Here is a 20,860-nt window from a genome sequence, read left to right as displayed (position 1 = left end):
TGTGATTTGTTCATCGCGGCGGCGTCACACGCCTCTTCCTGCGACACCAGGGAAGAACGCCACAGATTCAAGGAAGGGAGCTTGACCGAGATGGCTCGTTCATCGGAAGGCCTGTTCGACAAGCCCCAACTGGGCCTCACCGGACGCCCGCTGCGTGAGATTCCCCGGCCCGCCGCGCTCGACCGGCACGGCCCGGCGACCGTGATCGCGATGTGCAACCAGAAGGGCGGGGTCGGAAAGACGACCTCCACCATCAACATGGGGGCCGCGCTGGCCACCTACGGCCGTCGCGTCCTGTTGGTCGATCTCGACCCGCAGGGGGCGCTGTCCGCGGGGTTGGGCATCGACCACGAAGAGTTGGACGTGACGATCTACAATCTTCTCGTCGACAACTCGGCGACGATCCACGAGGCCCTCCACCACAGTCCGGTCGAGGGGCTCGACGTCGTCCCCGCGAACATCGACCTGTCGGCGGCGGAGATTCAGCTGGTCAACGAGGTCGGCCGGGAGCAGGCACTGGCGCGGGCGCTCCATCCGGTGATGAACGACTACGACTACGTCATCGTCGACTGCCAGCCGTCGCTCGGACTACTCACGGTCAACGCGCTGAGCTGTGCCGACAGTGTGATCATCCCGATGGAGTGCGAGTACTTCTCGCTGCGCGGCCTGGCCCTGCTGACCGACACGGTGGAGAAGGTGCGCGACCGGTTGAACTTCCGGCTCGAGGTCACCGGCATCCTCGTGACGATGTTCGACCGGCGCACCAACCACTCCCGGGAGGTGATGGAACGGGTCGTCGAGGTGTTCGGGGACAAGGTCTTCGACACCGTGATCACCCGCACCGTGCGCTTCCCGGAGACCTCGGTGGCCGGAGAGCCGATCACGTCCTGGGCCCCGAGCTCCGACGGCGCCAGGCAGTACCTTGACCTTGCGGCCGAGGTCGTCGAGAGGACCTGACGGTGACCACCGCGGTGGATGAGGTGGTCGCCTCGACGTCCGAGCAGCCGGAGCTGACCGGTTTCCGGGTCGCGCTGGCCAACTTCGACGGGCCCTTCGACCTGCTGCTGCAGTTGATCCATTCACACAAGATGGATGTCACTGAAGTCGCGCTGGCCCGCGTGACCGATGAATTCATCTCCTACACCCGCACCCTCACCGGCAGCGTCGACGACCTTGACGAAGTGACCGAGTTTCTCGTGGTTGCGGCGACATTGCTGGACCTCAAGGCTGCGCGGCTGGTGCCGCGCGGGGAAGTGGAGAACGAGGAGGATCTCGCGCTCCTGGAGTCCCGGGACCTGTTGTTCGCCCGCCTGCTGCAGTACCGGGCCTACAAGTCGGTGGCGGGACTGTTCGCGCAGTGGCAACGCGACGCCGACCGCAGTTACCCGGTGCAGCTCTCCCTGGAAGAGCAGTTCACCGAGTTGATGCCTCCGGTGGAACTGGGCATGACCGCCGCTGAATTCGCCGAACGGGCGGCCGCAGTGTTCCGCCCGAAGCCCTCGGAGGTGTCGACGACCCATCTGCACGCCCAGCATGTCTCCGTGCCCGAACAGGCGGGTCACATCCTGTCCACTCTGCGCGTCGCCGGTGCCGAGACCTGGGTCAGTTTCCGTACCCTGATCTCCGACTGCGAGGTGTCGATGACGGTGGTGGGGAGGTTCCTTGCCCTGCTGGAGTTGTACAAGGCCCGTGCCGTGGGGATTGAACAACCTGTTCCGCTCGAGGAGATGAGCGTGGCATGGACCGGGTTGGACGTGGACCCGGCCGTCGTCGCGGCGAGCAACTGGGATTGAGAGGATCATTCATCGTGGAACCGGTCAGCATCCTGCGGAGCCGCCTGGAGTCTCTGCTCCTGGTGGCGGACGAACCGTCCTCACCCGCAGACTTCGCCCGCCTGCTGGAAACCTCCGAGGTACGGGTGGTCGAGGCGCTCACGGAGATCGCCACGGAGTTCGCGGACCGGGGCATGGGTTTCGAGCTGCGTGAGCGTGACGGACTCTGGCGTCTGTACACCCGGCGGGAGAACTCGACCACCGTCGAGGCCAAGATCCTCGACGGGGCGCAGCAGCGGCTGTCACGGGCGGCACTGGAGACTCTCGCGGTGGTGGCCTACCGTCAGCCGGTCACCCGGTCCCAGGTGGCGGGGGTCCGTGGCGTGAACTGCGACGGGGTGATGCGTACGCTCACGCTGCGAGGGCTGATCGCGGAGGTCGGGGTGACCGGAGAGGTCGGCGGAGCACACCTGTACGCCACCACCGACCTGTTCCTCGAACAACTCGGTATCGAGTCCCTCGAGGCGTTGCCGAACCTCGCCCCGCTGCTGCCGGACGTCGACAGTATCGACGGTATCGACGGCGTTGATCAGACCGACTAACCGTTGTCCCGCCGACGGGTTAGACTGGTCAACTGACATAACTGAACACCCTCGACTGATTGATGAGGACTTTTCGTGAACACCCCCGCTCGCCGAGACGGCACACCGGAACAGGAACCAGGCAAGACCCCTGCTGACCTGTACGTGTCCAATGCTCGCCCCGCACGTCGTCAACACGTGCCCGACCGTAAGCCACCGCAGTCCGGAGGCTCCTCACCGTCCTCCACCGCCGGTAAGGGACGAGGCGGTACCGACGACAAGTCCGTGCGGCTGCAGAAGGTCCTCGCCGCCGCAGGCGTGGCCTCTCGCCGGATGTGCGAGAAGCTCATCGACGCCGGCCGTGTGGACGTCAACGGCCAGACCGTGACCCAGCAGGGCATTCGCGTCAACCCCGACAGCGACGTCATCCGCGTCGACGGCACCCGCGTGATCGTCGACGAGAACCTGGTCACCTACGCGTTGAACAAACCGCGCGGCTTCCAGTCCACCATGAGTGATGACATGGGTCGCCCCTGCATCGGGGACCTCGTCGGTGAACGGGTCGCCGCCGGCCAACGGCTCTTCCACGTCGGCCGGCTCGACGCCGCCACCGAAGGCCTGCTGCTGGTGACCAATGACGGTGAGCTCGCGAACCGGTTGATGCACCCACGCTACGAGGTGTCCAAGACCTACCTGGCGACGGTGCTCGGCGAAGTCGACCGTCGGCTGATCCACCAGCTCAAGAACGGTATCGACCTCGACGACGGCATCGCACGCGCCGACTACGTCCAGATCATCGATGTCTGGCAGGGCAAGTCCCTGATCAAGCTGGAGATTCATGAGGGTCGCAAGCATATCGTGCGCCGCATGCTCAAGGAGGCGGGTTTCCCCGTCCAGGCCCTGGTGCGGACCAAGGTCCACACGGTGCAGCTCGGTGAACAGAAGCCCGGGACGCTGCGGGCCCTCAACCGTTCCGAGCTGACCAGTCTCTACAACGCGGTGCAGCTGTAATGACCAACGAAAGGAACGACGTGACTGACGTGACCGACCTCAGCAAGGTCGACAACATCGCCGGTGGCGGCTTCATCGTCGCCGTGGACGGACCGTCGGGTACCGGGAAGTCTACGGTCAGCCGACTGCTCGCCCGGGCAGCCGGTGCGAAGTACCTCGACACCGGGGCGATGTACCGGGTCGCGACCCTGCATGTGCTGCGTGCGGGCATCGACCCGGGGAACTCCGCCGCGGTGGTTGCCGCCACCGCTGACCTGCCGCTGCTGGTGAACGAGGACCCCGCCTCCACCGAGGTGCTGCTCGACGGTGAGGACGTCTCCGCTGAGATCCGTGGGCCGGAGGTCACCGCCCACGTGTCGGCGGTGTCGGCGATTCCCGAGGTCCGGGAGAACCTCGTGGCGCTGCAGCGTTCGCTGGCACTGCGCGCAGGACGGTGTGTCGTCGAGGGACGGGACATCGGCACCGCCGTCTTCCCCGAGGTCCCGTGCAAGGTGTTCATGACCGCGAGCGCGGAGGTCCGCGCCCGTCGCCGGTTCGTGCAGGACGTGGCTGCCGGCCGCGACACTGATTTCGACGAGGTGCTCGCCGACGTCGAACGACGTGACGCCGCGGACTCCTCCCGTGCCGTGTCGCCGCTGCGTCCGGCAGTGGACGCCACCGTCCTCGACACCGGGGACATGGATGTCGAGCAGGTGCTCGCCGAGCTGACCCGGCTCGCGGCAGACTCCGCGGCACGCCCGGCCTGGGTCGGCGACGCCGACAGTGGTGAGACACTGGTCTTCCGGACGACGGACGGCGAGGTCCTCGGCGATGCTGACGGTACTGCCGACACCGACGATGCCGACGACACCGATGATTCGGTGATCGACGACGGCCTGGAGTCGGAGGAGGACTTCTTCGGGGAGTACGACGAGAGCGACTTCGGTGACGTCGTCGACGACACCGAGTTCGCCGACTTCGACCTCCTCAGCGCCGATGCCGACGACACCGACTGGGATGCCGTCGAAGAGGCGTTCGGGGTACTCGGTGATGACCGGGCGGAGCAGGAGGCCCTGTGCACCGTGGCCGTGGTCGGGCGCCCCAATGTCGGCAAGTCGACCCTGGTCAACCGGTTCATCGGTCGTCGAGAGGCGGTCGTCGAGGATTTCCCCGGTGTCACGCGCGACCGGATCTCGTATCTCGGTGACTGGAACGGTCGTCGGTACTGGGTTCAGGACACCGGTGGATGGGACCCCGACGCCAAGGGGATCCACGGCGCCATCGCCCGCCAGGCCGAGACCGCGATGGCGACGGCGGACGTCATCGTCTTCGTCGTCGACACCAAGGTCGGAATCACCTCCACCGATGAGCTCATCGCCCGTCGTCTGCAGCGCTCCGAGGTGCCGGTGGTGCTGGTGTCGAACAAGTTCGACTCCGATTCACAGTACGGCGACATGGCGGAGTTCTGGTCCCTCGGGCTGGGTAACCCGTTCCCGGTGTCGGCCCAGCACGGCCGGGGGGCGGCGGACGTCCTCGACGAGGTTCTGGCGAAGTTCCCGGACACCCCCCGGCAGGCGTCGGTGGTCTCCGGTCCTCGACGCGTCGCTCTCGTCGGGCGTCCGAACGTCGGAAAGTCCTCGCTGCTGAACAAGATCACCGGTGAAGAACGGTCGGTCGTCGACAACGTCGCCGGCACGACGGTCGATCCGGTTGATTCGGTGGTCGAGCTCAACGAACGGGCCTGGCGCTTCGTCGACACCGCGGGTATCCGCAAGAAGACCAAGACGGCCCGTGGCCACGAGTTCTACGCCTCCCTGCGTACCCGCGCCGCGATCGACTCCTCCGAGGTCGCGATCTTCCTGGTCGACGCCTCCGAGCCCATCGCGGAGCAGGACCAGCGGGTGTTGCGGATGATCCTGGACTCGGGTCGGGCCCTGGTGATCGCCTACAACAAGTGGGACATGGTCGACGAGGAACGCCGCGACGAGCTCGAGCGGGAGATCGACCAGCAGCTCGCGCACGTGCCTTGGGCACGTCGGGTGAACATCTCCGCCAAGACGGGGCGGGCACTGCAGAAGCTGGAACCGGCGATGATCGAGGCGCTGGAGAGCTGGGACCTGCGGATCCCGACCGGACAGCTGAACACCTGGCTGCGTGCCGTGATCGCACAGACCCCGCCGCCGATGCGTGGCGGTCGGCTCCCGCGGGTGCTTTTCGCCACCCAGGCATCCTCCGAGCCGCCGGTGATCGTCCTGTTCACCACCGGTTTCCTGGAGCACGGGTACCGTCGCTTCCTGGAGCGCCGGCTGCGTGAGTCCTTCGGTTTCGAAGGTTCACCGGTCCGGATCGCGGTGCGCGTGCGGGAGAAGCGCGGCCGCAAGAAGTAGGCCGACCGGGGGACACCTCTCCGGAGTTGTCGCCGATGTGAGCGGAACCATGGTGCCCGGCGGACTGCGGGAGTAGCTTCGTGGAGTTATGGGCGACGACGCAGCAGCTACACCGCCGGAGCGGTTCAGCAGTCAGACGACGGACCTGGGGAGGGAGCGTCCGGCGTTTGTCGCGGGGAAAGTCAGGTCGGCCCGCTCGGCGGCTCCGCCGAGCGGGCCCGGCACCCTGTGGTGGTTTCCGCCGGTGGTGAACGACCGCGCTGCACGGACCACGGCGATGCTGGTGGTCGCCCTCGCCGTGGTCACGGTGGTGCTCTCGCAGGTAGGGCTCACCGTTGCGGCGACGGTGGCGGGGACGCTCCTGGTCGTCGGCTTCCTTCTACGGGTCCTCGCCGGGCCCCGTTTCGACCCGTTCGGACAGCTGTCGGTCCGCTGGCTTGCTCAGCGGGTGTTCGGGGCGCCGGTGCTTGTCGCAGGGGCACCGAAGCGTTTCGCCCAGATGATAGGCCTGGTGTTCTCCGGGACTGCGTTGGGACTGCGGGTCGCCGGACTGACGGAGGCCTCGGACATCGTCCTGCTTCTCCTTGTCGCGGCGGCCGCGTTGGAGGGGTTCATGGGTGTCTGTCTGGGGTGCCTGATCTTCGCCCGTCTGCAGCAGTGGGGGGTGGTTCCCGCCGACATACGCGCCGACTGCGCGGTCCGTCCCGCAGCCCCCACCGCTGCGTCACGGTCCACTGCCACGTGAGTCGTGCATACCGACAACAGTGAGCGGCGGTGATGTCGACGGCCGCGGAGTGGGGGGTCAGGCGGCCTCGAAGACGCCGCAGGCCTGGCGACCACCCGCATCGCCGGTGGAGAGAGTGTCCTCGTCCGGGCCGTCGGGGGCGTATCGCTCGGGTATGTTTCCGTAGTTGTCGGGGTCTTCGTGGACGATGATCGCCGAACCGTCGTCGTCGAGGAGATCAGAATCCTCGATCCGGTCGGTGGTGACCGTCATTCGTCCTTCCCCGTTCTCATTGACGAGGAGTGCGGGCAGATCGCCCCCATGATCGGGGTGATCATGACCGTCGGCACCCAGGTGGCCTCCTGCGGAGAGGAAGTCACCCGATTCAGGGTCGTCGGAGTCATCGTCCGGGGCGGTGCTGTCGGGTTCGCAGACACCGACGGCGTGCAGGTGCATACCGTACATGCCCGGCTCCAGTCCGGAGAACGAGACGGACAGCTCCGTGGTGCCGGCGTCGTCTCCGCCCGGTGCGGAGACCTCCACGGTCCCCACCTCGGCGCCGTCAGCGTCTGTGACTGCGGCAGTGGCAATGGCGTCCGCGCTACCGGAGCCGGCGGTCTCCGACGTGTCCGTCCCGGTTGCCGCAGCGGCATCCGTCGATGAATCGTCGTCGCTGTCCGTGGAGCAGGCGGACAGGACGAGCAGACTCGCCGCGCCGAGGGCGATGACACTCCGGCGGCGTTGTCCCGCGGCTGCGGGTGGGGTGGTGGGGTCTGCTGCAGGTGAACTGGAACTGGTGCTGAACACGGCGTCCTCTCGAACAGGTGGGGAACGGTTGTGGTGTTCTCCTCGAGGGTACCGAATCCCCGCTGCGCCGTCCGGCCGATCGCGGGCGGTTCATCGCGTCTACCGGGAGGGGCTCGGCATCACGATCCAGGCAACGAAGTAGAAGATTGCCTGCGGCCCGGGGAAGACGAAGGACAGGATGAACAGGAGTCGGACGGTGGTCGGGGACCAGCCGAGCCAGTCGGCGATTCCGCCGCAGACTCCTGCGACGACCCGGTGGTTGGGGGAGCGTTCAAGTCTGGACATGGCCCCCAGGCTACGCCGCGGAGACGTGGCTAACGCCGGGCCCGGCCGAGGACTGCTGCGGACCCCGTCGGGATCGTGTCGTCACACCTCGTAGCGGTGGCCGTTCCAGTTCGCTGTCCCGTCCGGCACGAAGGCGATGTACTGCTGGTCAAGGTTCCCGGGGAGGAAGGCGAGGAGGTCAATGATGCCGTTGAGCATGTTGACTGAGATGCCGAGGAAGAAGTCGTAGAGCATTCCGACGGGGTCCATGAGAGTCCCTTTCTGTGTCCTTAGAGCGGTCGCCAGGGACTGTAACAAGCCTCGTGGAAGGCTGAGTGGAAGCTCGGGGAGCGGTCCCCGTAGTCCGCTGATGCGATCTGAACATCGGGGGTGTTCCCATGGTGCTTTGTGCTGTCGGAGGGGAACTGCTGGCGGGACACAAAAATCCCACCCTCGGAAGGGTGGGACATTTGTCGGACTGACAGGATTTGAACCTGCGACCCCTACACCCCCAGTGTAGTGCGCTGCCAAACTGCGCCACAGTCCGCCGGTCCATCGCTGGACCTCGCATAGATTACAACACCGATATTCGTGTTCGCCAATCGCCTGCTCGGCGGTGGTTTGCGGACGGAGGCCGCCGGCTCTGACGGTGCCACGGCTCCGCAGTCACCGCAGTCACGGGGAGGGGGAGACCGGTGTCTCGGCGACGACGATCCCATCGGCGTCGGCGTAGGCGATGTGTCCGGGCACGAAGTCGACGCCGCCGAAGCTCACCGTGATGTCGCGTTCCCCGGCAGCGTCCTTGGCGGATTTGCGGGGGTTGGTGCCGAGTGCCTTGCAGCCGAATTCCATGCCGCCGACAACGGCGGAGTCGCGGATCGCCCCGTTGATGATTACACCGGCCCAGCCGTGCTCGACACCGAATTCCGCGATCATGTCACCCATCAGTGCGGTGTGGACCGATGCGTCGCCGTCGACGACGAGCACCCCGCCGGGGTTGTCCTCCTGGAGGATCTTCTTGACCAGACCGTTGTCCTGGAAACAGCGCACGGTCGTGATCGGTCCGCAGAAGTCGGTGTGCCCGCCGAGATCGCGGAACTGGGTGTCGCAACTGCGGACGTCTGACCCGATGATGTCGACCAGATCGGCTGTGGGGATGAAGGTGATGTCGTTGCTCATGGTCAGTCAGCCTAGCGCTGCACGCCGTCACAGGTGGCGGATGTACGGTTCCGCCCACGTCGCGATCGTCTGCCCGGCGCGCTGCGCTGACCCGCGCCAGGTGAGCAGGTGGTCGGCGTCGTCGAGGCTCAGCAGACTCTTCGGCCAGGACGCAGCCTCGATGATCCGGGTGGCATCCGAGACCGGGACAGTCTGGTCGGTCGGGGAGTGCAGGACCAGCAGTGGTTTCCTGATCGCCGCGATGTCGGCGGCGACACGGGCCGGCTCCGAGACGTCGGCGAGATCGCTGAGGAAGGAGTACGACACCGGGATGTCGCGTTCGGCAAGGTGCACCGTGCGTACGTCACCGGGGCTGAGGCCGGCGCAGTCGTCCTGGAGTGAGCGGGCCGCAGACGACGGGCGGTAGGGCGCCCCGATAGTCGCGACGGCCTCCAGCGACGGAATGTCCCGTGCGGCGCGCAGTACGGCGGCACCCCCGAGCGAGTGCCCCACCAGCAGGGACGGCGCAGCCAGACGTTCCTCCAGCCAGGTGGCGGCGGCGTTGAGGTCGGCGATGTTGGAGGAGAAGGTGGTGGACGCGAAGTCTCCCTCGGATTCGCCGAGACCGGGGAAGTCGAAACGCAGGCAGGCGATGCCCGCCCGGGCCAGCGTCTTGGAGATGCGGAAGGCGGCGGGAACCTTCCGGTGGCAGGTGAAGCAATGGGCGAACAGTGCGACCGGAACACCGGAGGCGCGGAACTCCTCCGGGGAGAGACCCCGGACATCGCCGGGCAGGTCGACGGTTCCGGACAGTACCGGCCCCGTCCGGCCGTCCACCTGTCCTCCGTGGAACCGGACGTCGACGGAAGCCACACTTCGGGAAGTCACCTGCATCAGGATAGTCGCCGCCGTGGGGAACCGGGCGGGTGACGCGGCGCAGGACCGGCGTGCCGGTGTCAGCCCGGCCCCGTGGCGACTATCCTGGCAACCGAAGCGTGTGTCACACGACCCCTATTCACGAAGTTTGCGGAGGCGAGAATGGCCGGATTCGGCTGGTTCTGGAAGGCCATGGGTTCGTCGGCGACGGCGAACCAGAAGAAGTCGAAGACCATCGTGTCCGAGGCGGCCAAGTCCGCCGAACGGCTTGCCGGGGCGTCGGACGAGGAGGTCGTCACCATCGCCCGGTCGTGTGTGACCACCGGCGACGTGCCGTCGATCGACGATGCGCCGATGCTGTTGGCGGCGATGAGGGAGGCTGCCGAACGCACGATCGGCATGCGGCCGTTCGACGTGCAGCTGCAGGGGGCGCTGCGCATGCTGGTCGGTGACGTCGTCGAGATGGCTACCGGCGAGGGAAAGACCCTGACCGGTGCGATGACCGCGGTCGGTTACGGACTGCAGGGGCGCCGGGTCCACCTGATCACCGTAAATTCCTTCCTCGCCGGGCGCGACGACCGGTGGATGGGGCCGTTGCTCGACTTCTTCGGATTGACGCACGGGGCCATCGCTGAAGAGTACGGGGCTGATGAGCGGCGGGAGATCTACTCCCGTGACGTGATCTTCGGTGCAGTCAACGAGATGGGTTTCGACGTGCTGCGCGACCAGCTGATCACCCGTCGTGATGACGCTGTCCGCACACCGGCGGACGTCGCCATCGTCGATGAGGCGGATTCGGTGATGGTCGACGAGGCGCTGGTTCCCCTCGTGCTGGCCGGGTCGGAGCCGGGACCCGCGCCTGCTGGAAAGATCACCGACCTGGTGCGCAGGATGGAGGAGAACCGTCATTTCACGGTGTCCGGCGACCGCCGTAACGTCTTCCTCACGGACTCGGGTGCGCGGTTCGTGGAGAAGGGGTTGGAGATCGGCTCCCTCTACGGACAAGGCGACGACGACGGTGGGGACGACGGCGAGACTGACGGAGGCGACGGCGCCGATGCGCCGGGGACCCTCCTGTCCCAGGTCAACGTCGCCCTGCATGCCCAACACCTGCTGAGCCGCGACGTGCACTACATCGTGCGCGACGGAAAGGTCGCGCTGATCGACGGTTCGCGTGGGCGCGTCGCGGAGCTGCAGCGGTGGCCGGACGGACTGCAGGCCGCCGTGGAGGCCAAAGAAGGGCTCCAGGTGACCGACGGTGGACGTATCCTCGACCAGATCACCGTCCAGGCCCTGCTGGGCCTGTACCCGCGCAAGTGCGGCATGACGGGCACCGCCGTCGCGGCGAGCGACCAGCTCCGTCAGTTCTACGACCTGTCCGTCAGCGTCATCGACCCGAACGTGCCGACGCAGCGCTTCGACGAGGCCGACCGTGTCTACACCACCGAGGACCAGCGGGACGGGGCCGCCGTCGACCACATCGTGCAGGTCCATCAGGCCGGACAGCCGGTCCTGGTCGGCACCCAGGACATCGCGGAGTCTGAACGGGTGGCACAGGCGTTGGCCGACCGGGGTGTCGACTGCCGCGTCCTCAACGCCAAGAACCACGAGGCGGAGGCGGACATCGTCGCGGAGGCGGGCAGGGCCGGTCACGTCACCGTCTCCACCCAGATGGCGGGTCGCGGCACCGACATCCGGTTGGGAGGGCGCGACGAGGAAGACCACGACCACGTTGTCGGACTCGGCGGTCTGCACGTCGTCGGGGTCGGCAGGTTCCGTTCCCAGCGGCTGGACAACCAGCTGCGGGGACGCGCCGGGCGCCAGGGCGACCCCGGTTCATCGGTGTTCTTCGTGTCCCTCGAGGACGACGTGGTCAGTACCGGTGGCGCCGGTGAGGAGCTCCGCGCCGAGCCGGGGGCGGACGGGCGCCTGGAGCAGCGCAAGGTGCTTCAGTTCATCGACCACTGCCAGCGGGTTGCGGAGGGACAGATGCTGGACATCCACGCCACCACGTGGAAGTACAACAAGCTCATCAACGACCAGCGTGAGATTGTCGACGACCGCCGCGGCACAGTCCTCGACACCGACACCGCCTGGCAGGATCTCAGCTACCACGACGTGGAGAAGGCGGGCAGGCTCCAGTCGGAGGGTGTCCCCCAGGATGTCCTGGAACAGGCGGCCCGGGAGATCATGCTGTTCCACCTGGACTTCGAGTGGAGTGAGCACCTTGCCTACCTCGACGACATCCGTGAGTCCATCCACCTGCGCGCCATCGCGCGGGAGAGTCCGATCGACGAGTTCCACCGCATGTCCATCGCGGCGTTCGGCGAGCTCGCCGAACGCGCCGTGACCAAGGCACGGGAAACCTTCAGCGCGGTGGACATCACCTCCGAGGGGGTGGACCTGGCAGGTCAGGGCCTGCACAAGCCCAGTGCCACATGGACCTACATGGTCAACGACAACCCGCTGTCGAACTCGGGGGGAACCGTGGTCGGGTCGATCGCCGCGATGTTCCGGTGACGTTTCGGCGAGGCTTTCCACCGAGCCCGGAGGCAGCCGGGTAGTATGATGGAAACGGCTTGCGGGCGTCACGCCCGCTTTCCTCATCGGCTCCTCCCGCGACCTGCGGTCGGGGCCCATGGTCACACTGCAACAGATTCCAGGAGGAACTGAAACATGAGCGACAACACCGGGATCCCGGAAGCATCGGTCGAAACGACCTCGGTCTTCCGTGCTGACCTCCTCAAGGAGATGGAGACCGGTGCGCAGTCCGAGTCCGCACCTGCAGGTGTGGAGGGTCTCCCGTCGGGTTCTGCGCTCCTCGTGGTCAAGCGTGGTCCGAACGCCGGGTCACGGTTCCTGCTCGACCAGGACACGACTGCGGCCGGCCGTCACCCCGACAGCGATATCTTCCTCGACGATGTCACGGTCTCCCGTCGGCACGCGGAGTTCCGCCGCAACGGCGAGGAGTACGAGGTGGTGGATGTGGGAAGCCTCAACGGGACCTACGTCAACCGCGAACCGAAGAACTCCGCCGTGCTGAGCAACGGCGACGAGATCCAGATCGGCAAGTTCCGCCTGGTCTTCCTCAACGGCACCAAGGACGCCTGAGACACGTCCTCGTCAGTGTTGTCCCCGTAACGTCTCTGTCAAGACCATGTCACCGGACCCGCATCCGATGTGAGGAGCACCGTGTCAGCGAATGCCGCAGCTGTAGGCCAGTCACAGCCTGAGCCCCGCCCGACGCCCGGGCGGGTTCTGCCCACGTCGTCGATCGGTGACGTGCTCAAACAGCTTCAGGCGGATTTCCCGGACGTGTCGGTGTCGAAGATCCGTTTCCTCGAGGCGGAGGGTCTGGTGACTCCGCAGCGCAGCAAGTCGGGGTACCGACGGTTCTCACCCGAGGACATCTCCCGACTGCGCTACATCCTCGCCAACCAGCGGGACAGTTTCCTGCCCCTGAAGGTGATCAAGGAACAGCTCGAGGCCATGGACTCGGGCAAGGTGACCCCGGTGGACGCACGTCGTTCAGTGGCGGGAACGGTCACCCCCGACCAGTTCCGTCAGGCGACGGTGCGTCGGCTCACCCGTGCGGATGTGGCCTCGCGTGCCGGCGTCGAGGATTCTTTCGTCGCCTCCCTCGTGAAGATCTCCCTGGTGACGCCCGACGCCGCCGGTTTCTTCTCCGTCGATGACGTCGACGTCGTCCGCATTGCGGCGAAGATGGGGGAGTACGGGATCGACCACCGCCACCTCAAGACGCTGTCCACGCAGGCACAGCGACAGGCGGATCTGGTCAACCAGGTCGCCGGGCCGGTCGCACACGGTCGTGACGAGAACGCCCGCGAACGCTCCACCGAACTCAGCAGGGAGGTCAGTGCCCTCGTGGTCTCCCTGCACGCTGCCCTGATCAAAGGGAAGCTGCCCCGCTGAGACTCAATCCCGCTGACACGGGGCGCACTGCCCCGCAATCTTTCCGCGCCCCGACCGTCTCCGTCTGGTCGGGGCACCGTCTTTTTCTGAACGACACGCGTGTTGTTACATCCCTGTGGTCTGCCTGTGCGTGTTAGCATTACCCTCGACCTCAAGTTGAGGTTGAGGGATGGACACGCATTCGCGCGGTTGTCGTCGGTTACCGGTTGACTCCGCCGCCATCCCGTCTAGTCTTGAGAGCAGTGAATCGCAGGTGTGCAAGCAGACACGCCGAACAGAGGAGAATCAGCATGGAGCGGAGCGACTCCCGGGACGTTCTGGGCAAGAACGGCAAGGTCGCCGACGACGCAGGCGTGGCGCCTGATGTTTCCGGCAGCGCCCTGTCCCCGCAGCAGGACACCTTGTTCGACGTCGACGGCCCCGACCAGGAGGTCGGTTACCGGGTGACGATCGCCTGCCAGGTCGCAGGTATCACCTACCGGCAGCTCGACTACTGGGCCCGTACCAAGCTGGTGCAGCCCTCGATCCGCACCGCCCACGGTTCGGGTTCCCAGCGTCTCTACTCGTTCCGCGACATTCTGGTGCTCAAGATCGTCAAGGGGCTGCTGGACACCGGTATCTCCCTGCAGAACATCCGTCGGGCCGTGGACAAGCTCGGTAACCTCGGTGTGGACGATCTCGCCGGTATCACCCTGGTCTCCGACGGCAAGACCGTCTACGAGTGCCGCTCCGCCGAGGAAGTCATCGACCTGCTCGCCGGTGGTCAGGGGGTCTTCGGTATCGCCGTGCCGGGCCTGATGAAGGAGCTCAGCGGAACGATCACGGCTTTCCCCTCGGAGCCCGCCGAGCCGGCCGTCCGGGCCGAACCCGTCTTCAACCCGTCCGACGAGCTCGCTGCCCGCCGGCGTCGGAAGTCGTCGTAGCTCGTCCCCCGGGGGAACCCGCCGGGGAGCCGGCCGGACGTAGCTAGAAGGTCGCTCCGCTCAGCGCGCCGACGACTCCGACCAGCCACGGGGAGGCAGGCAGGGGGGTGACAGTGTCCGCGGTGTCGGCCCGGGCCGCGAAATCAGCCGCGGCCCGGGCCGACGTCTCGTCCACCGACGGTGACGAACCGAAGGCGACGAGGGGAAACTGCACCTCGCCGACAGTTCTCAGCTCACCCGATGCGGTGGCGGAATCCCCGAACAGGGCGGCAGAGGTCAGGAACGGACGTGTTCCGTCACGGAGCTCTGACAGGGACGGCCCCTCACCGACGGTCCCGGTGTCGACGTCCTTGGCCGTGGTCTCCGCCGCGAGCGCGGAGACCATCGATTCCGGGCCGGACGGGAGGACTGCTGCGCCGATGGTGCCGTCGCCTCCGGCGGGAACGTAGTGCACGAGGTCATCAGTGGCGACGATCCCCACGGTGTCCGGAGCACCCGACAGGCCGGAGATGAAGCCCGTTCCCGCGGGGATCCAGACCGGGGCGACCCCCGGTTCCACGCGGCGGTAGGCCTCGGTGGCCTCGGCGGTGGACTTCAGGGCGACGACAGCGGTGACACACCGGTCGCGGACCACCGGCCCCCCGGAGTTGTACCTGTCCACCACCTGCCGTGCGACGTCCTCGGCCGCCGGGTCGGCCCACACGGTGAGCTGCTGCTCTCCGTCGATGCAGTTCTGCGCCGAGGTCGCGCCGTCGTGTCGGCCGGCCAGGATGAACCAGCCGACCACCATGGCGATGACCAGGATCAGGGCGAGGAGTGCGGCCCAGACCCATCCGGCGACCCGGAACCGCGATTCAGCCGCACTGTGCCGTGCCATGTCCACTCTCCGTTCTCTCGGTACGGAAGAAGTCGTCGATCAGGTCGACGAGCGCCCGGCGAAGCACCTGTCCGCGCGCGGCGAAGTCGCGTTGCCGTCGGACGTACTCGGTCCGGCCCTCCGGGGTCTCCACCTCGACCGGCGTGAAACCCCAGCCACTCAGGTCGTAGGGGCTGGCCTCCATGTCGGTCCGGCGCACGTCACAGGCCAGCCGGAACGTCTCGAGCCAGAGTTCACCAGGCACCAGGGGCCCGAGTTTGGTCGCCCACTTGTAGAGGTCCATGGTGGCGTGCAGACATCCCGGCTGCTCCATGTCGGCCTGGGTCGACCTGGTCGGTTGCAGGGTGTTGCGCGGGACCGCGGCGTCGGTGAAGAAGCGGAAGGCGTCGATGTGGGTGCACCGCAGGGTACTGTCCTCGACCACCGCGTCGGTGCCGGCACGTCCGAGGCGGAGAGGCTCGGGATGCCGGGGCGTGTCCCGGTAGACCATCGCCCATTCGTGCATGCCGAAACAGCTGAACCGCGGGGTGTGCTCCAGTGTGGCGGCCAGTAGCCGGTGGATGTACCGGAAGCTGTCGCCTCTCCTGGCCATGAGTGCGGCGGTGTCGAGTTCCCACAACGGCCTGCCCAGGTCGTCGTCAAACTCGCGGAGACTGCCGCTGGTTCCGGGCCGATCACCAGCGTCAGCGACGAGAGATACCCCGAAGCCGGGGTTCCACCGGCCAAGCTTCCCGGGCGTGACCGGATAGTAGGAGAACATGAAGTCCCAGACCGGGTGTCGTTCCCCCCGCGAGCGACGCTCCCGGTGGTCTGCAGTGAGTTCAGCGACGACGTTCTCGTGTCTCTGCTGGTAGGAGCGCCACATCTCCGGCTCCAGCACCACTTTTTCACCTTGCATACGATCTACCGTACGCGCCCCCATTCAGCTCACCGACCTCAGCTCGCCCCGGCCATCCCTCAACGATCCCGCAAGAGCCCCGACAGCGCTCCGCGACGCCTGCAGGTGGTTCCGTAGGAAGTGCGCGTAGATCCGGTCGGTCGGACTGATCTGGTCGTGCCCCAGCAGTGCTGCGACGGTCTGTGGAGTATTCCCGGCGGTGATCAACGAGGTCGCGTGGAAGTGCCTCATCCCGTGCATCGAGATCTGCTCACTGACCCCAGCGATCCGACGTAGCTTCGACATCGATGACGAGATCATGGGGGAGGACACGCCCCGGCCAGTGGCGCCTGCGACGAGTCGGTCACCGTCCCCTCGGCGCCACCGCTTTACGTCGCGGAGTAGGGCAGGGGAGCCAGGCACGTGCCGGTCGGAAGACTCAGTCTTCAGGGGGCCGTCGACGCCGACTCGTTTGGGGCACTGACGCTGCACCCACAGGGTGCCGTCCTCGACGCCGAGGTCTCTGCCGTTGAGGCCGGCGACTTCACCGATGCGTAGGCCGGTCTCGGAGGAGATGATGATGCACTGCGCTAGCCACTCTGAGGGGGTCTGAGGGGGGTAGGCGGTTCGCCTTGTCGGTTGTCCCTCGACGCGGCCGCCAGTGCGGGCGGTGGCGATCAGGAGGTTGATCTCGTCGATGCTCGGCACCTGCTTCTCGGCGACGGGCTTGAGCTTCTGGGGTAGCTTCTTGTGCGCGGCGGTCACGTGGTTCTTCGGCAGGATCTCGTCGTCCACAGCGATCTGCAGCAGGGTCTGCAGTTGACCGAGCCGTACGCGCACGGTGGTGTCCTGTAGCGGCTTGCCGCCGGCCCATGGGCGCCGGGTCTGGAGGGTCTTCACCCATGCGAGGACGTGGGATTTGCGGACGGATCCGATCGGCATTTTGGCGAGGGGCCGAGGTTGTTCAGGAGGTGCTTGCGGGTGTTTTTCGTGCCCTGGTGCGCGGTCATCTCTACCCGGTCTTCGGCAAGCTTGTGTACGAGAACTTCTTTCTTCTTCGGGTCGACGTAGACGCCTGCGGCGACGTCGGCTTTCATCTTGTTCTCGTGGAGCTTCGCTGCTTTCTCGGTGGAGAACGTCTCGGATTGTTTCTCTTTCGCGGCGTCTCTCCATCGGGCGACCCATTGGACTGGTTTCCGTTCTTCGGTTTGCCTGTGCGTGGTCTTCTCTGGACCATTGCTACACTCCTGGTGCCTCCTGCTGATTGGTGGATGTTCTGGCCCTCATCGCCCTGCCCGGCGGTGCGGTCGCATTGCTGCGTGGGGTTGCATCTTGAGGCCGATTGAGATGATCATCAGTGATGCGAGAACCACACCTGATATGGCCATGACCGTGGTCACAACAGCGACCAGTATGACGAGAGCACGTGGGGGCTTCCGGTCTGGCCTTGTCAGCCCGGTGCCTTACCCCTTGAATGCCTCTTACAGCGTCCCAGTCCAAACTGCTTCATTGGTGAGAGGATCGATGTTTCCTCTGAACCGTAGTTGGTAGTCGCCTGGGGTGCCGGGGGCGTTGTCGAAGCACACAGTTCCTTGTGCTTGTTGGCCGGGTTCGACTACTTCAGGGAGATGCCGCGTGTCATCGTTTGCAGTTTGCAGTCGAGCAGTGTTCGACGGGTCGTAGAGTTTCCATGCGGCGAGGCCTTGGATGTCGAGAGGTTCTGCGTCGGGGGCGACTTTGATGTTGATGTCGACGCAGGTGTGCTCTTGTTCTGACTGTTCCGCGGGACGGAGGTTAGTTGGCGTGATTTCAGCTCCGGCGACGATGAGGGGCTCGCCGATTACGGCTCGGTCTTCCGGGACCTCAGTGGCTTCCGGTGTCGTGCTGTTTGCTGGTGCTGAGGTTTGGTTGTCGTCGTCGGTCGTGCAGGCCGATAGCGCGAGGGGGACGGCGAGGATGAGTGCGAGTGTGGTGGGATTTCGAGTGGGCATGTGCCTGGTGTCTCTCTGGAGGTGCGAGGGGTGGCGATCGTCGGTGTAGTGATCGCTGGTGGCTTAGGGGTGAGAACAATGATAAGCGATCGTGGCGTTCTCTTACTGGTCAGCGATGCGTGTTCGGTCATTGCCCCTGCCGGCGAGGGGGCTTCACTTCTGTCGGGTTCCTATCCGGCCTCGACGATGATGTCGAAGGTGATGTTCTCGCCGGTGTCTGGATCCTTGATTGCGGCGGTCGTTCCCCCGAGGTTCAGGGGAGTGAATCCAGGGTTAAACGTCGCGGATCCGTCATCCCGCCCGGGGGTGAGGCGTGCGATGGTGTCGTCCGCGGTGCTTCCCCTTGTCCAGGAGTCGGGGTTGTTGGGCACGTTGATGACGAGAGGTCTGTACATGGCGATTGTTATGGGACTGTTTTCGGCCAGTTCTTCCGGAGTGAGGGTGACGGGCGCTGGCATGGCAGCAGAGGTGTTCACCCCAGATTCTGTCGTCGTGGCTTCTGGGTCGTTTCCTGCACAGCTCGCGAGAGCTATCGACATAACGATTGTGATGGGGATAGCGAGTACGCGAAGTTTCATCTTCTGTCCCAGTCGATTTCGGTGATTGTTGGTGTTGACGTCATCTCGAGGTGTTCGGTTAGCTTGCATTGGTAACGAACGGATCGTTGTTCGTTGTTCTCGTCAGTAATCTCTGTCTTCCCCTGGATGAGCCATAGGTCGCCGTCTCGTTTTTCGACGTCCACGTCCGACCAACTGGCATCTTCTGCAACTGTGACTGTGCTATCGATATTGTTCTGGCATGCTCTGATGGCTTCGCCTTCGGTCATTGACGTGAACATGATGTATCCGACGTAAGCTGCGCCCGCTACGACGAGGGTCCCACCCATGAGACTCCAGGGCAGCAGTGTTTTGTACCACGGCTTTGTATCCGTCGTTTGGTCCTTATTGCGTTCAGAGCGCTCGGGCAATGTCATTCTGTGGCCGCTTTCGGTCCTGAAGATCGGCAGGGGTCTTCTTCGTTAAAGGTCGGGGTAGGGCTCTGTATTGTTGAGGTGTACTACGCGGTCGCCGCCGAAGAGGAGTCTGTCTGCGTCGTCTGGGATCCACTGAGCTGCGTAGATCTGTTCGCTCTCGCCTGCTGGTACGTAGGTTGACCATCGTTCGTAACCTGCCGGTGGGTAGCAGGGGGCGAGAGTGGCTTGTTCCGGTTGGCCGCCTGGGCGTAGGTACTGGGGGTGCCAGATTGATGCTGTGTCCAGTTTACGGCTTACGACTTCTCTGGTGGCCCACACTTGGACGAGTTTCTTGCCTTCAACTTCGGATGTTTCAGGTGTGCCGTTGACGTCGCTTGATTCTGCACAGGAGCCGCCGACTGTGATGTGTTCGATGGTGGAGTATTCTTCGCCGTGGTCGGTTACGTGGTGGGTTCGTTCGCCGATGTGCATGGGGAGTGTGGGGCGTGGAGCAACTGTCGTGGCTTGCGTTGTGGTCGTGGGGTTGGGTGGCTCAGTATCCGCGCACGCGGCTAGGACGAGGGGCACCGCTATGGTTGCTACGAGGGGTGATAGCCGGTGGGGTTTCATCCGTGTCCTTCTTCTTAGATGATCGGTACTGCTCGCTCTCATCTTCCTGGCCGGCAGCGGGGGCCGTTTCGTGTCTAGGGGCCTTCCATCGTGGGGTTGCCGTTCTCGTCGTAGTACCGCGGTGAGGTTTCGCCGGTCTCCTTATCGAACCAGATCGGGTCTCCGTTGTCGTCGTAGTATCCGCATGTTGCGGCGGGGCCTACGCAACCATCGGACCGATAGGGCTCTTCGTACTCCGGGGTTCGCTCCGTCAGCCGGTAGAACTCTTCGGGGTCGATGACCCCGTTTGAGGGATTGCAGTCAGCGTAGTCCCAGACGTAGGCGTCTGTGCCAGGGCACCTGGTTCCCTGGCCGGGTGGTGCCCATATGCCTTGCTGCTCGGGGACGGGTTCGACTGCTGCTGGTTCTTCTACGAGGGGCTCCGGTTCGGGAGTCGCTGATGGCTTGCTGCTGGTAATGCTTGAGGTGGTCGAGCTTGCGGTGCTGGATGTGGCGCTGTTCGTCGCAGGCGCCGGGTCCTGGTCGTCGTTGCCACAGGCGGTGAGGACTAGGGGGAGGACGAACAGAGCGGCGAGGGCAGATCGTCGGATGGTCATGTGGTGGCTTTTCTCTGGGGTGATGTCATGGCAGGGTTGCGTACTCCCCGTGCCGGACATTCTATTGCTGGCTGATGGCGAACACGGTTCGTTCGGTGATCGTGTACTCACCAACACTGGCTGCCGGTCCCTGTTGGGCCCTGACGGTGCACTCTCCGCCATCTGGAGCAACCTGGACTACCGATGTCTCTGTGTCTGGAACGGGTATGGACGTTTCACTTTCGCCGAGGTCGTGACTCTCGTAGCCGTCTTCCGGAGTGACCACCCTCATGCCGGCATCCGGTGAGGAGATCTCATACGTTCCTTCCTCAGTGTATGAAACCTTTAGTGTGTTCTCCCACCCGAGTCGAGTATTCGGCTCACCGAAAGGCATGGTGACAACGGGGATGGTTCCGTTTGCGTCTTCAGCCGAGTCGCTGCTATTGCCGCATGCGGTGAGCGCGAGCGCTCCCGCGACAGCGAGTGCTGTGCGTCGGATGGTCATGGTCGTCTCCTCTTAGGGGTGGGGCTGCCGTCGTCAGT

25 protein-coding genes and 1 tRNA gene are annotated in these 20,860 nt (G+C 65.3%); 11 read left to right on the top strand and 15 right to left on the bottom strand.

What is annotated here, in order from left to right:
* Window positions 1-90: 90 nt before the first annotated feature.
* From PQI66_RS03225 to PQI66_RS03200, 6 genes are all read left to right on the top strand, one after another.
* Window positions 91-957: a ParA family protein gene (locus PQI66_RS03225; protein ID WP_339995940.1), complete on the top strand. Its 867-nt coding sequence runs from the start codon at window positions 91-93 to the stop codon at window positions 955-957.
* Window positions 958-959: 2 nt separating this feature from the next.
* The gene (locus PQI66_RS03220) at window positions 960-1,793 is read left to right on the top strand and encodes a segregation and condensation protein A (protein WP_339995939.1); all 834 of its coding nucleotides are present in this window, start codon (window positions 960-962) and stop codon (window positions 1,791-1,793) included.
* 14 nt (window positions 1,794-1,807) lie between these two features.
* Window positions 1,808-2,374 (top strand): SMC-Scp complex subunit ScpB, encoded by a 567-nt coding sequence (scpB, locus tag PQI66_RS03215; RefSeq protein WP_339995938.1) that lies wholly within the window; start codon window positions 1,808-1,810, stop codon window positions 2,372-2,374.
* Window positions 2,375-2,449: 75 nt separating this feature from the next.
* The gene (locus tag PQI66_RS03210) at window positions 2,450-3,364 is read left to right on the top strand and encodes a pseudouridine synthase (RefSeq protein WP_339995937.1); all 915 of its coding nucleotides are present in this window, start codon (window positions 2,450-2,452) and stop codon (window positions 3,362-3,364) included.
* Window positions 3,364-5,730, top strand: coding sequence for a bifunctional cytidylate kinase/GTPase Der (gene der / locus PQI66_RS03205; protein ID WP_445227983.1), 2,367 nt, complete (start codon window positions 3,364-3,366; stop codon window positions 5,728-5,730). Before PQI66_RS03210 ends, der begins: the two co-directional genes overlap by 1 nt.
* A gap of 88 nt (window positions 5,731-5,818) precedes the next feature.
* Window positions 5,819-6,475: a DUF4395 domain-containing protein gene (locus PQI66_RS03200; RefSeq protein WP_339995934.1), complete on the top strand. Its 657-nt coding sequence runs from the start codon at window positions 5,819-5,821 to the stop codon at window positions 6,473-6,475.
* A 57-nt stretch (window positions 6,476-6,532) separates the two neighbouring features.
* Here PQI66_RS03200 and PQI66_RS03195 read toward each other — a convergent pair whose 3' ends face one another.
* The 6 genes from PQI66_RS03195 to PQI66_RS03170 all read right to left on the bottom strand — a co-directional run bounded on the left by PQI66_RS03195 (window position 6,533) and on the right by PQI66_RS03170 (window position 9,571).
* Window positions 6,533-7,261 (bottom strand): superoxide dismutase family protein, encoded by a 729-nt coding sequence (locus PQI66_RS03195; RefSeq protein WP_339995933.1) that lies wholly within the window; start codon window positions 7,259-7,261, stop codon window positions 6,533-6,535.
* A gap of 99 nt (window positions 7,262-7,360) precedes the next feature.
* Window positions 7,361-7,546: a PspC domain-containing protein gene (locus tag PQI66_RS03190; protein WP_339995932.1), complete on the bottom strand. Its 186-nt coding sequence runs from the start codon at window positions 7,544-7,546 to the stop codon at window positions 7,361-7,363.
* A gap of 81 nt (window positions 7,547-7,627) precedes the next feature.
* Complete coding sequence (locus PQI66_RS03185) at window positions 7,628-7,795, bottom strand: hypothetical protein (RefSeq protein ID WP_339995931.1); 168 nt, start codon at window positions 7,793-7,795, stop codon at window positions 7,628-7,630.
* Between the two features lie 203 nt (window positions 7,796-7,998).
* Window positions 7,999-8,072: transfer RNA gene (locus tag PQI66_RS03180), tRNA-Pro, on the bottom strand.
* 128 nt (window positions 8,073-8,200) lie between these two features.
* On the bottom strand, window positions 8,201-8,704 hold the full coding sequence (gene rraA / locus PQI66_RS03175) for a ribonuclease E activity regulator RraA (RefSeq protein ID WP_339995929.1): 504 nt from the start codon (window positions 8,702-8,704) through the stop codon (window positions 8,201-8,203).
* 27 nt (window positions 8,705-8,731) lie between these two features.
* Window positions 8,732-9,571: an alpha/beta hydrolase family protein gene (locus PQI66_RS03170; RefSeq protein ID WP_339995927.1), complete on the bottom strand. Its 840-nt coding sequence runs from the start codon at window positions 9,569-9,571 to the stop codon at window positions 8,732-8,734.
* A gap of 150 nt (window positions 9,572-9,721) precedes the next feature.
* Between PQI66_RS03170 and secA2 the strand changes: the two genes are divergently transcribed.
* The 4 genes from secA2 to PQI66_RS03150 all read left to right on the top strand — a co-directional run bounded on the left by secA2 (window position 9,722) and on the right by PQI66_RS03150 (window position 14,415).
* Window positions 9,722-12,079 (top strand): accessory Sec system translocase SecA2, encoded by a 2,358-nt coding sequence (secA2, locus tag PQI66_RS03165; RefSeq protein WP_339995926.1) that lies wholly within the window; start codon window positions 9,722-9,724, stop codon window positions 12,077-12,079.
* Between the two features lie 156 nt (window positions 12,080-12,235).
* On the top strand, window positions 12,236-12,670 hold the full coding sequence (gene odhI, locus PQI66_RS03160; protein WP_075816070.1) for an oxoglutarate dehydrogenase inhibitor Odhl: 435 nt from the start codon (window positions 12,236-12,238) through the stop codon (window positions 12,668-12,670).
* An 81-nt stretch (window positions 12,671-12,751) separates the two neighbouring features.
* Complete coding sequence (gene ftsR, locus PQI66_RS03155; protein ID WP_339995922.1) at window positions 12,752-13,492, top strand: transcriptional regulator FtsR; 741 nt, start codon at window positions 12,752-12,754, stop codon at window positions 13,490-13,492.
* A gap of 290 nt (window positions 13,493-13,782) precedes the next feature.
* Entirely contained in the window at window positions 13,783-14,415 is a 633-nt protein-coding gene (locus PQI66_RS03150; protein ID WP_339995920.1) for a MerR family transcriptional regulator, read from the top strand.
* A 43-nt stretch (window positions 14,416-14,458) separates the two neighbouring features.
* Here PQI66_RS03150 and PQI66_RS03145 read toward each other — a convergent pair whose 3' ends face one another.
* The 3 genes from PQI66_RS03145 to PQI66_RS03135 are packed head-to-tail and all read right to left on the bottom strand — an operon-like array spanning window position 14,459 to window position 17,111.
* Entirely contained in the window at window positions 14,459-15,292 is an 834-nt protein-coding gene (locus PQI66_RS03145) for a hypothetical protein (RefSeq protein WP_339995919.1), read from the bottom strand.
* Window positions 15,270-16,190 (bottom strand): 3-methyladenine DNA glycosylase, encoded by a 921-nt coding sequence (locus PQI66_RS03140; RefSeq protein WP_445227982.1) that lies wholly within the window; start codon window positions 16,188-16,190, stop codon window positions 15,270-15,272. Before PQI66_RS03140 ends, PQI66_RS03145 begins: the two co-directional genes overlap by 23 nt.
* Window positions 16,191-16,214: 24 nt before the next feature.
* Complete coding sequence (locus tag PQI66_RS03135; protein WP_339995918.1) at window positions 16,215-17,111, bottom strand: tyrosine-type recombinase/integrase; 897 nt, start codon at window positions 17,109-17,111, stop codon at window positions 16,215-16,217.
* 29 nt (window positions 17,112-17,140) lie between these two features.
* On the opposite strand from PQI66_RS03135, the gene PQI66_RS03130 reads away from it, so the two are divergent.
* The gene (locus PQI66_RS03130; protein WP_339995917.1) at window positions 17,141-17,515 is read left to right on the top strand and encodes a hypothetical protein; all 375 of its coding nucleotides are present in this window, start codon (window positions 17,141-17,143) and stop codon (window positions 17,513-17,515) included.
* 135 nt (window positions 17,516-17,650) lie between these two features.
* Here the strand turns inward: PQI66_RS03130 and PQI66_RS03125 are convergent, their stop codons facing one another.
* The 6 genes from PQI66_RS03125 to PQI66_RS03100 form a co-directional block, all read right to left on the bottom strand.
* Window positions 17,651-18,160 carry a hypothetical protein gene (locus PQI66_RS03125; protein WP_339995916.1) on the bottom strand — a complete coding sequence of 170 codons (510 nt, stop codon included), beginning with the start codon at window positions 18,158-18,160 and terminating at the stop codon, window positions 17,651-17,653.
* Between the two features lie 170 nt (window positions 18,161-18,330).
* Window positions 18,331-18,738: a hypothetical protein gene (locus PQI66_RS03120; protein ID WP_339995914.1), complete on the bottom strand. Its 408-nt coding sequence runs from the start codon at window positions 18,736-18,738 to the stop codon at window positions 18,331-18,333.
* Window positions 18,735-19,133: a hypothetical protein gene (locus tag PQI66_RS03115; RefSeq protein WP_339995912.1), complete on the bottom strand. Its 399-nt coding sequence runs from the start codon at window positions 19,131-19,133 to the stop codon at window positions 18,735-18,737. Before PQI66_RS03115 ends, PQI66_RS03120 begins: the two co-directional genes overlap by 4 nt.
* Before the next feature lie 45 nt (window positions 19,134-19,178).
* On the bottom strand, window positions 19,179-19,604 hold the full coding sequence (locus PQI66_RS03110) for a hypothetical protein (RefSeq protein WP_339995911.1): 426 nt from the start codon (window positions 19,602-19,604) through the stop codon (window positions 19,179-19,181).
* Window positions 19,605-19,816: 212 nt separating this feature from the next.
* Window positions 19,817-20,338: a hypothetical protein gene (locus tag PQI66_RS03105; RefSeq protein ID WP_339995909.1), complete on the bottom strand. Its 522-nt coding sequence runs from the start codon at window positions 20,336-20,338 to the stop codon at window positions 19,817-19,819.
* A gap of 61 nt (window positions 20,339-20,399) precedes the next feature.
* A complete protein-coding gene (locus PQI66_RS03100; RefSeq protein ID WP_339995907.1) occupies window positions 20,400-20,822 on the bottom strand; it encodes a hypothetical protein in 423 nt (140 codons plus the stop codon).
* Between the last annotated feature and the right edge of the window lie 38 nt (window positions 20,823-20,860).

It is taken from the genome of Corynebacterium sp. USCH3 (assembly GCF_037619475.1).
GTDB lineage: Bacteria > Actinomycetota > Actinomycetes > Mycobacteriales > Mycobacteriaceae > Corynebacterium.
Note: the sequence above shows the minus strand (reverse complement) of the source record. Positions and strands in the feature narration are given on the sequence as shown.